The organism is Bradyrhizobium sp. (assembly GCF_030697065.1).
Classification (GTDB): Bacteria; Pseudomonadota; Alphaproteobacteria; order Rhizobiales; family Xanthobacteraceae; genus Bradyrhizobium.
On the sequence record NZ_JAUYQU010000175.1, the window covers coordinates 1 to 11,482 of the forward strand.

At 64.3% G+C, this 11,482-nt stretch carries 10 protein-coding genes; 5 read left to right on the forward strand and 5 right to left on the reverse strand.

The window, feature by feature from the left end:
- Nucleotides 1-240 precede the first annotated feature (240 nt).
- The 5 genes from Q8R73_RS13745 to Q8R73_RS13765 all read right to left on the reverse strand — a co-directional run bounded on the left by Q8R73_RS13745 (nt 241) and on the right by Q8R73_RS13765 (nt 7,008).
- The gene (locus tag Q8R73_RS13745; protein ID WP_304738958.1) at nt 241-1,164 is read right to left on the reverse strand and encodes a 3-keto-5-aminohexanoate cleavage protein; all 924 of its coding nucleotides are present in this window, start codon (nt 1,162-1,164) and stop codon (nt 241-243) included.
- Nucleotides 1,165-1,199: 35 nt separating this feature from the next.
- Nucleotides 1,200-2,147, reverse strand: a complete 948-nt coding sequence (locus Q8R73_RS13750) for a 3-hydroxyacyl-CoA dehydrogenase (protein WP_305720095.1) — start codon at nt 2,145-2,147, stop codon at nt 1,200-1,202.
- 16 nt (nt 2,148-2,163) lie between these two features.
- The gene (locus Q8R73_RS13755) at nt 2,164-4,680 is read right to left on the reverse strand and encodes an ATP-binding cassette domain-containing protein (protein ID WP_371126097.1); all 2,517 of its coding nucleotides are present in this window, start codon (nt 4,678-4,680) and stop codon (nt 2,164-2,166) included.
- Nucleotides 4,681-4,704: 24 nt separating this feature from the next.
- Nucleotides 4,705-5,583, reverse strand: coding sequence for a branched-chain amino acid ABC transporter permease (locus Q8R73_RS13760; RefSeq protein ID WP_305720096.1), 879 nt, complete (start codon nt 5,581-5,583; stop codon nt 4,705-4,707).
- Between the two features lie 168 nt (nt 5,584-5,751).
- Nucleotides 5,752-7,008, reverse strand: a complete 1,257-nt coding sequence (locus tag Q8R73_RS13765; RefSeq protein WP_305720097.1) for an ABC transporter substrate-binding protein — start codon at nt 7,006-7,008, stop codon at nt 5,752-5,754.
- A 159-nt stretch (nt 7,009-7,167) separates the two neighbouring features.
- Between Q8R73_RS13765 and Q8R73_RS13770 the strand changes: the two genes are divergently transcribed.
- The 5 genes from Q8R73_RS13770 to Q8R73_RS13790 form a co-directional block, all read left to right on the forward strand.
- Complete coding sequence (locus tag Q8R73_RS13770) at nt 7,168-7,866, forward strand: GntR family transcriptional regulator (RefSeq protein WP_305720098.1); 699 nt, start codon at nt 7,168-7,170, stop codon at nt 7,864-7,866.
- A gap of 30 nt (nt 7,867-7,896) precedes the next feature.
- Entirely contained in the window at nt 7,897-8,673 is a 777-nt protein-coding gene (locus tag Q8R73_RS13775; RefSeq protein WP_305720099.1) for an SDR family oxidoreductase, read from the forward strand.
- Between the two features lie 100 nt (nt 8,674-8,773).
- The gene (locus Q8R73_RS13780; protein WP_305720100.1) at nt 8,774-9,394 is read left to right on the forward strand and encodes a trans-aconitate 2-methyltransferase; all 621 of its coding nucleotides are present in this window, start codon (nt 8,774-8,776) and stop codon (nt 9,392-9,394) included.
- A 95-nt stretch (nt 9,395-9,489) separates the two neighbouring features.
- Nucleotides 9,490-10,908: a fibronectin type III domain-containing protein gene (locus Q8R73_RS13785; protein ID WP_305720101.1), complete on the forward strand. Its 1,419-nt coding sequence runs from the start codon at nt 9,490-9,492 to the stop codon at nt 10,906-10,908.
- A 42-nt stretch (nt 10,909-10,950) separates the two neighbouring features.
- On the forward strand, nt 10,951-11,482 hold a 532-nt coding region (locus Q8R73_RS13790; protein WP_305720102.1), incomplete at its 3' end, for a spermidine synthase.

Consider the following 11,482-nt stretch of genomic DNA (forward strand, 5'->3'; position numbering starts at 1 on the left):
GCCACGGCCGCAAGCGCACGCACGCTTCGCATGTTCCCCTCCCTGATCATTCAGCCTCAACGGGCCAATTGAGCAGGAGGTTATCCATGACGGCGCGGCGACGCAACCGGCAAGACACCGGCAAGACACCGGCAAGGCCGGGTGCCGCGTCGATGCCTCGGAATAATGCAATTCTGTTCGAAATCCAAAACGATATGCAGCCATTGGTGCAGCGCGCAATGGTTCGTCGACCGGAACCCGTCAGACTTCCAGCTTGTCGCCGCCCTTCAGGTCGAGAATCTCGCGGGCTTCATCGGATGTCGCCACCTGCAGGCCGAGACCTTCGATGATCTTGCGGGCGAGCGTGACCTGCTCGGCGTTCGACGCCGCCATCCGGCCGGGCGCCGCCCACAGCGAGTCTTCAAGGCCGACGCGGATATTGCCGCCCATGGCGGCGGCCATCGCCGCGATCGGCAGCTGGTTGCGCCCCGCGCCCAGCACCGACCACACCATCTTGTCGCCGAACAGCCGGTCGGCGGTGCGCTTCATGTGGAGCACATCCTCCGGATGCGCGCCGGTGCCGCCCTGCAGGCCGAACACGGTCTGCACGAACAGAGGCGGCTTCACCATGCCCTGTTCGAGAAAGTAGTTGAGGTTGTAGAGATGCGCGGTGTCGTAGCATTCGAATTCGAAGCGGGTGCCGGTCTCCGACAACGTCTTGAGCACATATTCGATGTCCTGGAACGTGTTGCGGAACACGATGTCCTTGTTCTGCAGGTGCTTCAGCTCCCAGTCGTGCTCAAACTTCTTGAAGCGGTTGAGCATGCCGAAGAACGCGAAATTCATCGATCCCATGTTGAGCGATGCCACCTCCGGCTTGTAGACCGCGGCGGGGCGAACGCGCTCGTCCACGGTCATGGTCGGCGCGCCGCCGGTGGTGAGGTTGATCACGCAGTTGGAGCGCTGCTTGATGATTTTCAGGAACGGCGCGAAGGCTTCCGGGCTCTGGTCGGGCTGGCCGGTCTTCGGATTGCGCGCGTGCAGATGCACGATGGCGGCGCCGGCTTCGGCGGCATCGACCGCGGCATCGGCGATTTCCTGCGGCGTTACCGGCAGCGCCTTCGACATTGAGGGGGTGTGAATCGCGCCGGTCACGGCACAGGTGATGATGACTTTGCGGCTCATGTTGTGATCACTTTCTTGAACAGTCGGTCGATATTTCAGGATTTGTCGGTGTGCTGGGCCTTGTGCGCGGCCAATGCCGCGAGGCGTTCGTTGCGCCGCTGCGTCAGTTCGGCGATGCGTTCCGGCGTCGGCTGATGCGGCCAGGCTGCGATCACCCGGTCCACATTCGGGCTTTGATAGACGTCGGGGCCGGCGGCGGAGGAAGCCAGCTCCTTGTAGAAGCCGGTGTAGCGCGCGCAATAGTCGGGAATGCCGCCGGGTGCATTGAGTTCGATGGTCTCGAACGGCCCGAGAAACGACCAGCGCAGGCCGAGGCCGTCCTTCACGGTGTGGTCGAGGTCTTCGGCCGAGATGTAGCCCTCGCCGACGAGGCGGAAGGCTTCCGCCAGCAGCGCGCCCTGGAGCCGGTTCAAGACAAAGCCGTTGATCTCGCGGTTGATGGTGACCGGCACCTGGCCGATCCCGCGATAGATAGTTCGGGCGCGGTCGATCGCGTCGGGCGAGGTCCACGGCGCGCCGCACAGTTCGACCAGCGGTACCAGATGCGGCGGATTGACGGGATGGCCGACCAGGCAGCGCGCCCGGCCGGGCAGGGCCTGGGTGAAGCGCGAGGCCGTGATGGCTGAGGTCGAGGACACCAGCAGCGCGTTCGGCGGCGCCAGCCTGTCGAGCTGGGCGAAGATGGTTTTCTTGTCCTCGAGGATTTCCGGCCCGTTCTCCTGGACGAATTCGACGCCGAGCAGGGCCTCCTGCAGGCTCGCTGCGATCGAGACCCGCGCCACCGCGCCATCGGGATCGCTGCAAAGACCATGACGCGCCAGCGCGTGCAGCTCGTCGCGGATCAGGCGAGGTGCCGCCTTCAGGGTCGGAATGTGCGGATCGTTCAGCCGCACGTTCCAGCCCGCGCGCGCGAAGATCGTGGCCCAGGCGCGCCCGATCAGGCCGGAACCGACGATGGCGACGTTGCGTTCAGTATCGGTCATACTCTGCTCTCACAAGCTACAGCCACAGCACCTTGCGGCGCAGATCGAGATCGTCGCGCAGCGCCTTCGACGGTCCCTGGTGAATCACCCGGCCACGCTCCAGCGCCACGGTAGTATCCGACAGCGCCAGCGCCAGGTCGAGGTGGTGGTCGACGATGATGATGGCGATTTCCTTGCGCAGCCGGTCGAAGGTCTCGAATAATTGCTCCACCACAGTGGGAGCCAGCCCCTCGAACGGTTCGTCGAGCAGCAGCACCCGCACGTCGCCCGACAGCGCGCGAGCCACCGCCACCATCTGCTGCTCGCCGCCGGAAAGGTAGTCCGCCGGGCTGTCGAGCCGCTCCTTGATGCGCGGAAAGTATTCGTAGATCCGCTCCCGTGTCCAGTGCACGCCATTGCCGGTCTGCCGCTTCAGGCCGCCGAGTTCGAGGTTCTGCTCGACGCTCATGCCGGCGAACAGGCCGCGGCCCTGCGGCACATAGCCGATGCCGAGCCGGGCATTCTGGGCTGAGGAATTGCCGATCAGTTCGACGTCCGCCAGCCTGATCGACCCGTTCGCCGCCGGCGCGATTCCGATCAGCGTTTTCAAAAGCGTCGATTTGCCGGCGCCGTTGCGCCCCAACAGCGCGATGATCTCGTTCTCGTGCAGCGTGAAGTTGACGTCGTTCAGGATGTGGCTCTTGCCGTAGAAGGTGTCGACATTGCTGGCGGTCAGCAGCGCGCTGACGCGGGCGGCGGTCTCACGCGGCCTTGCTGCGACTTCCGACGCGCCGGAGCCGATATAGACGGCCTGAACTTCCGGGCTGGCCCGCGCCTGCTCGACCGTACCGTCGAGCAGCACGCGGCCTTCGTTCATCACCGTGACATGGTCGGCGAGCTGAAACACCCGGTCGATATCGTGTTCGACCAGCAGCACCGGCAGGTCCGACGAGATGCGCTTGATGATGGCGCCGATGCGCTCGCGCTCGGCGGCGGCCAATCCGGCGAGCGGCTCGTCGAGCAGCAGCACGCGCGGCGCGGTGGCAAGCGCCACGCCCATGTCGAGCAGACGCTGGCCGCCATAGGACAGCATGCCGGCCTCCGCCTGTTCGATGCCGGCGAGGCCGAGATAGCGGATGGTGGCGTCGGTCTCTGCGTTGATCGCCTCGATCGAAAGCGCCGACGTAATCGGATCGAAGCGCTGCGGATGCCGCGCCTGCACGGCAAGCCTGATGTTTTCTCCGACGCTAAGGGTCGGAAACAGATTGGTGATCTGGAACGAGCGTCCGATGCCGGCGCGGGCGATCTCCTCCGGCGTCTCGCCGGCAATCGGCTTGCCGAGCAGCGAGACCGAGCCTTCGTCGGGCGGGAACATGCCGGACAGCAGGTTGAAGGCGGTGGTCTTGCCGGCGCCGTTAGGCCCGATCAACGCGTGCAAGGTGCGGTCTTCGATCGAGATGTCGATGCCCTGCACGGCCTTGATGCCGCCAAAGCTCTTGACGATGTGGCGGGCGGACAGCACCGCCCCGTCGGTATGCGATTTGGGCCGCAGGAATTCCGGCAGCGGCAGTGCCTCGATGCGGCGCGCCGACATCGCGGCATCCTCGATGGTCTTCTTGCGGAACGGCGCGATCAGCCGCTCGGCGACGCCGACCAGGCCGGTCGGGGAGAACACGATGAAGCCGACGAACACCAGGCCGAACCAGAATAGCCAGTTCTCGGTGTAGATGCCGAGGAATTCGCGGAACAGGATGAAGAACAATGCGCCGAGCGCCGGGCCCAGGAAGCTGCGCATGCCGCCGATCACCACCATCGCCAGCAATTCGCCGGAAAACGCGACCGAGATCGGATCGGCCGAAGTCATGCGGTTCTGGAACAGCAGCAATATGCCGGCAAGTCCGGTGATGCCGGCGGACAGCACGAAGGCAACGAGCTTGTAGCGGTTGGTGGGATAGCCGAGGAAACGCGCGCGCTGCTCGTTCTCGCGGATTGCCACCAGCACGGTGCCGACAGTCGAATTATGGAAGCGCCACAGAAGAATCAGCACCGCGAACGCGATGGATGCAATGAACCAGTAGTAATTGGTGGAAGATTCGAGGTTGAGGCCGAACAGCGTCGGCCGGGTGATGCCGCCGAGGCCGTTCTCGCCGCCGGTGACGTCGGTCCAGCGGAACGCCACCGCATACAGCATCGCGGCCAGCGCCAATGTCAGCAGCGAGAAATAAACGCCGCGCCGGCGCAGGATCAGGAATCCGAAGGTGAGGGCGACGGCCATCACGATCAGGACACCGGCAATGGCCGGGCCGAAGAACGAGTCCGGCATCAGGTTGCGCTGCGTCAGCGCCGCTGCATAGGCCGCGAGGCCGAACCAGGCGCCATGGCCGAACGAGACGAGGCCGGTATGCCCGACCAGGATGTTCAGCGCCATGCAGGCCAGCGCGAAGATGGCGACCTCGGAGGCCGAGGTCATGGTGAGGCCGAGCGCGAGCAGCAGCGGCGGCAGCGCGAACAGCGCGAGGGCGGCGATGACAAGCGGAATGGGCAGGCGGTTCATCAGGCGGTTCATCATGTCAGCGTCTCACTCGAACCGCGTGATGCGTTCGCCGAACAGGCCGCGTGGCCGGAACAGCAGCACCAGAAGCATCAGAAGATAGATCGCTGCGGTGGAGGCCGCGGAATAGCCGATGCCGACCATGACACCCTTGACGAGGCCGACCAGCAAGGCGGCGGCCACCACCCCCCAGAACGATCCGAGGCCGCCGATCACCACCACGACGAAGGCCGGCGTGATGATTTCCTGGCCCATCGCCGGATGGATCGAATAGATCGGAGCCAGCAGCACGCCGGCAAGGCCGGCCAGGCCGATGCCGAGGGCGGCCACTGCGGACATATAGGGCTGCAGGGAAATGCCGAGCGCGCCCACCATGTCGGGGTTCTGTACGCCGGCGCGCACCACGCGGCCGAACGAGGTCTTCTGCAGCAGCAGCCAGAGTGCGGCGATGCAGGTAATGGCGATGCCGAGCAGCACCACGCGATAGAACGAATAGATGAAGCTGCCGATCGCGACCTGTCCGCGCAGCCATGTCGGTATCGAATAGGACAGCGGCGGTGCGCCGAAAATCATCCGCAGCGCCTGCTCCGCCACCATGGCGAGGCCGAACGTCATCAACAGCGAGAGGATCGGATCGGAGCGATAGAAGCGGCGAAACAGCGTGCGCTCGATCACCACGCCCATCAGCGCCACCACCACGGGAGCCACGACGAACGAGCCGCCGAAGCCGAGATATGGCGACAGCACCAGCGTCAGGTAAGCGCCGATCGCGTAGAACGCGCCATGCGCGAGGTTGACGATGCCGCCAAGCGAGAAGATCAGCGACAGGCCGAGTGCGATCAGCAGGTAGTAGACGCCATCAAGCAGGCCGTTGAGGACTTGCTGGGCGAGCAACATGGTGGACATGGATGGGGTCTCGGCCGGTGAGAGAGTCGAGGGGCCGTCATTCCGGGGCGATGCCACCGGGTCCGGCCTTCGGCCGGCCCGATGATAAACTCCGCATCGAACCCGGAATCTCGAGATTCCGGGTCTGGTCCTTCGGACCAGCCCGGAATGACGATAGAGATCAGTCGATCAGCTCGGGAAGGTGCAGCTGTTCTCTTCCTTGGTGGCGGCGATGATTTCAAGGTCTTCGTTGGCAGCCGGGACCGCGGGGCTGGAAGCAAAGATATCCCACTGGTTCTTGATCTTGTCGGCGGGCAGCGCCGTCACTGCATACATCTCGTGCATCAACTGATGATCCGAGGCGCGGAAATAGCCTTCCCGGGTCTTCAGCACGTCGAACTTCGCACCCTTCTCGAAGTGTTCGATGATCTTCGGCGATTCCGCGGATTTCAGGTCGTTGATGGTCTTGGCCACGATCTTGACGGCGACGTAATCGCCCCAGGCCTGGTTTTCCGGCGGCTTCTTGTATTTATTGGTGAAGGCCGCGACGAACGCCTTGGAGCCCGGCGTCTCGAGCAGATGATGCCAGACCACCGGCCATGTGCCGACGAAATTGCCCTTGCCGGCCGCCCAGGCCAGCGCGGTGTCGAAGCCGAAGCCGCCGACCGGGAAGGTCAGGCCGAACTCGGCATATTGCTTGAGGAAGTTTGTGATCTGGTTGCCGGCGAGATTGATCACGACCAGATCGGGCTTGGCTTCGCGGATCTTGAGCAGATAGGCCGAAAAGTCGGTGGCGTCGGTGGGCACCAGGTCGTCGCCGGCGAAATTGCCGCCATTGGCTTCCATGAATCGCTTCGAGACCCTCAGGAGGTCATGACCGAAGGCGTAGTCCGCCGTCAGCGAGTACCACTTCTTGCCCTTGACCAGGCCGTCGCGCAGGAACGATCGGCCGACGGTCTTGACGTACATCGAGTTCTGCGACTCCACGTGGAACATGTAGCGCTGGCAATCCTTGCCGCGCAGCGCGTCGGAGTTGCCGCCGGTGTTGATGAACAAGGTCTTGGTGCGCGAGGCGACCTGCGCGATGGTCAGGCACGAGGCGGAGGAGATTTCGCCGATGATACAGGCGACCTTGTCGCGCTCGATCATGCGCTCGGCCTTGGTCGAGGCGGTCTGCGGATTGACCGAATCCTCCTTCAGAAGCTCAACCTTGCGGCCCATCACGCCGCCGGCGGCGTTGATCTCTTCCACCGCGAGATCGGCAGCCATCACGGCATATTCGCCGAGCGGGCCGAGAAAGCCGGTGCGTGGTGTCAGATGTCCGATCTTGATGACGTCCGCGGTCTGGGCACGCAGAATCGCCGGCGCGGAGATTCCCGACACCAGGGCAATGCCACCGGCGGTCTTCAACAGGCTTCGGCGCGTGAATTGATTGTTATTGGACATCGGCCTTCATCTCCCTGGTTCGGCCGCGTAGGCTGCGGCTGTTTCTTATTTCGGCAAGCGCTGCGTCGCTTGCCGTGATCTGTGATCACAGTTAGAGTTGCAAAAGTTCGGGCCGTTGTCGAGTCCTCTCTCGAGCGTTCCGGCGTATGGGAGTTTCCGTTGAATTTGCCCGGCGCGCTCAATTTGGTGGAACCGCTGGACCGTCAGACGCTGGGGGAGCGCGCCTACGCCAGGCTGGCCGACCTGTTGATGTCCGGCCGGCTGGCGCCCGGCGAGAAACTGTCGCTGCGCGCGGCGGCGGATGTGCTCGGCGTCTCCATCATGCCGGTGCGCGAGGCGGTATCGCGGCTGGTCGCCGACAGGGCGCTGGAGGTGACGCCGAATCGCGCGGTGCGCGTTCCCCTGATGTCGGCGGCGCAGTTTCGCGACTTGACCAAGGTGCGGATCGCGATCGAAGGCCATGCCGCGGCGCAGGCCGCCCTGCACCGCGACAGCGGCGACCTCAAGTCGATCGCCCGCGCCGAACAAGCTATGCGACAGGAGAGCGAGGCGCCGGTGCCTGACCTGCCGCGCGCGGTCGAACTCAACAAGACCTTTCATTTCGCGGTTTACGAGGCGGCGCATTCGCCAATCCTGGTCGAGATCATTCGGGCGCTGTGGCTGAAGGCGGGACCCGTGATCAATCTCGATCTCAGGGCCAATCCCGATCGGCTGGCAAAGGGCGACGCAATCCGGTTTCACGCCGCGGCGCGCAAGGCGATCGAGGCCGGCGATGGCGAGGCCGCGCAGGCCGGAATTGCCGGCGACATCAGGGGCGCGGCGGATTTCATCCTGTCGCGCGGCGGACTTGCCGACTGACATTCCTGCAACCGACATCTCGGAGCGATCATGGATCTCGAACTCAAGGGTTTGCGCGTGCTGGTAACCGCCGGCGCCAACGGCATCGGGCGCGCCATTGCGCGGCGGTTCGCAGCCGAAGGCGCCAGGGTTCACACCTGCGATGTCGATGAAGCCGCATTGTCTGAACTCGCCGCCAGCGATCCCGCCATCACGTCGACGCCCTGCGATGTCTCCGATCGGGCGGCGGTGCAAACACTGTTCGCGGAAGCCCTGACAGAACTCGGCGGTCTCGATGTGCTGATCAACAATGCCGGCGTCGCCGGACCGACCGCCAAGGTCGAGGAGATGAATCCGGAAGACTGGGACCGCTGCCTGGAAATCTGCCTGACCGGGCAATTCAACTGCACCCGCCTTGCCGTGCCGCATCTGCGCCAGAGCAGGAACGCATCGATCGTCAATATTTCCTCAGCGGCCGGCCGGCTCGGCTTTGCGATGCGCACGCCCTATGCGGCGGCGAAATGGGGCGTGATCGGTTTCACCAAATCGCTGTCCATCGAACTCGGGCCGGACAACATCCGCGTCAATGCGATCCTGCCTGGCCTCGTCGCCGGCGACCGGCAGCGCCGGGTGCTGGAAGCCAAGGCGCAGCAGCGCGGGATTTCCTTCGCCGAGATGGAACGCACGGCGTTCTCCTACACCTCGATCAAGGACTATGTGACGCCGGAACAGATCGCCGACCAGATCCTGTTCCTGTGCAGCCCGCGCGGCAGGACCATTTCCGGCCAGGCGATCTCGGTGTGCGGCGACACCCAGATGCTGGGATAGGCGGGCGCGGATGATCCCGAAGGTGTGGATCGACGTTCCGATCGTGTAGCATGGCCACCATGTTCGCGCCACCCCTCGAGGACCCGCAGGGAGATCGCCGATGACAGACGCAAACCGAAAATCCCACTGGGAAACGGTCTACACAACCAAGGGCGAGAACGAGGTCAGCTGGTTTCAGGAAAATCCAGCGCCGTCGCTCGAACTGATCGACCTTGCGCGGCCGACGCCGCAGGCCGCCATCGTCGACATTGGCGGCGGCGCGTCACGGCTGGTCGACAGCCTTCTCGCGCGCGGGTTCAGGCGGGTGACGGTGCTGGACATCTCGCACGCCGCGCTCGACACCGCCAAAGCACGGCTTGGCGACCGCGCCACTGAGGTCGAATGGGTCGTCGCTGACGTCACCCGGTGGCAGCCGGCGCACGCTTTCGACATCTGGCATGACAGGGCCGCCTTTCATTTTCTGACCGATCCCGTGGATCGCGCCGCCTATGTGGTGCGTCTGCGACAGGCGGTCAGTCCCGGCGGCCATGTCATCATTGGGACGTTTGCCATCGACGGCCCGGAAAAATGCAGCGGGCTGCCCGTCATCCGGTACGATGCGGCGAGCCTGACGAAGGAACTGGGCGAAGGTTTTGAGCTGGTGGACTCCCGGCGGCAGGATCATGCCACGCCCTGGAATTCGAACCAGCGGTTTCAGTTCTGCATTTTTCGACGGACTTGAACGCGCGTCGGACCCTCTCATCTTTAATTTGTCATCAAACCGGCATGCCTTATGCAGGGCTTTCTGGCAGGCTGATACGTTTTGGGGAGTGTCTCATGGACGTTGCCGCATGGCGCCGAACCGCGATCGCTTTGAGTTGCGTGCTATCGGCGAGTCCGGCACTGTCTGCCGATCCCGCAAGACTGACCGGCTACAATGCCGACATCCGCGAAAGCTCGATATCGGGTGTTTCTTCCGGCGCGTTCATGGCGGTACAGTTCGGCACTGCCTGGTCTTCTGTGATCAAGGGCGTCGGCGTCATCGCCGGCGGGCCGTATTGGTGTGCCAAGGCCGACGCGAGCGATATCATGAACGGCTACAGGCTGCCGATCATGACCGCGACCGGATCGTGCATGACCGGGCCGCCACGGGACATGAACCGCTCCTTCGAGAAGGCGGACGCCAAGTCGGCCTCCGGCGATATCGATTCCCTGCAGTTCGTCGCACGGCAGAAGATTTATCTATTCCATGGGTACAACGACGCGGTCGTGGCGAGGTCGGTCACCGATGCCGCGGCGGATTTCTATCGCCACTATCTGGGCGAGGCCAACCGCGGCAATCTCTATTACCAGACCACCGTCGGGGCGGGGCACTCTCTGGCCGTTGCGACCGACAAACCGATCGACGGCCTCAACGATTGCCAGGTCAATGTCGCGCCGTTCATCAACAAATGCGGCTATGACCAGGCCGGAATCATCCTTCAGCATATTTACGGCGCGTTGAACCCGCCGAACCATGGCCCACTGACCGGGACGGTCAAGCCCTTCGACCAGTCCGTCTACACCAAGCCGAACGATCCAGGTCCGCTCAGTCTCGACCGCTCCGGCTTCGTTTACGTTCCCGGGGAATGCGAGCAGGGCGCGGCGTGCCGCGTCCATATCGCCTTGCATGGATGCAGGCAGGATGTCGGCAATATCGGCCGGCGCTTCATCGACAATACCGGCTACAATGCCTGGGCCGACAGCAATCGCCTGATCGTGCTTTATCCGCAAACCAGGGCCAGCTCGTTCGCGCCGTTCAACCCGCAGGCCTGCTGGGACTGGTGGAGCTACGTCAGCCACAGCGACAATTACGTGACCAAATCCGGCGCGCAGATCCGTACCATCAAGGCGATGCTCGACGCGCTGACGGCGGGCGCCGCACCCGGTGCAGCGGCGGGGCCAGCCGGCGCCCCCAATCCGCTCAAGGTGATCGATACATCGGACACGTCGGCCGATCTGGCGTGGACCCCGCTGGCGCCGACCACAGCGTATCGGATCTTTCGTGCCGGCGCCGAAGGCGCGTTTACGACAGTGGCGGATGTGGCCGGACCAAGTTTCGCCGATTCAGGGCTGACGCCGAGAACCGCCTATCGCTGGCGCGTCTCCGCCATCGTCAACGGAGCCGAAGGCCCGACGACCGACGTGGCTTCGGCCACCACGCGGGCGGCGCCCGCACCCTGTCAGAAGCCCGGCACCTGTCCGATCGGTCCCTAACGGACTTTGCACGATGCCGCCAAAGCGGCGTAAAAGCGCGGGATGATTCCGTGGAAACAGATCGATACGACAGGCGTGCCCGGTTCGGACGTCGAACTTCGTCTGATGCAGCGCGGCGCCGAATTTTCCATGAAGCTCGGCCAGAACGAGTTGATGAGCAGCCGCCTCTCGGGATCGGAGGAGGCGCTCGCCACGCTGGCCTGCCGAAGGCTGGAGGCGGTCAAGTCGCCGCATCTGCTGATCGGTGGGCTCGGCATGGGCTTCACGCTGCGCGCCGCGCTCGCGGTGCTGGGGCCGACAGCGCGGATCACGGTGGTCGAACTGGTGCCCGCCGTGATCGACTGGGCGCGCGGGCCGATGGCCGAAATCTTCGGCGACAGCCTCGAAGATCCGCGCGCGACGATTCTCGGCGCCGATGTCATCGATGTGATCGCATCGAAACCACGGGCGTTCGACGCCATCCTGCTCGACGTCGACAACGGCCCGGAGGGCCTGATCCGCAAGGCCAATGACGCTCTCTACGATGCCAAGGGGCTGAAGGCGATCCATCGGGCGCTGAAGCCGGGGGGAGTAC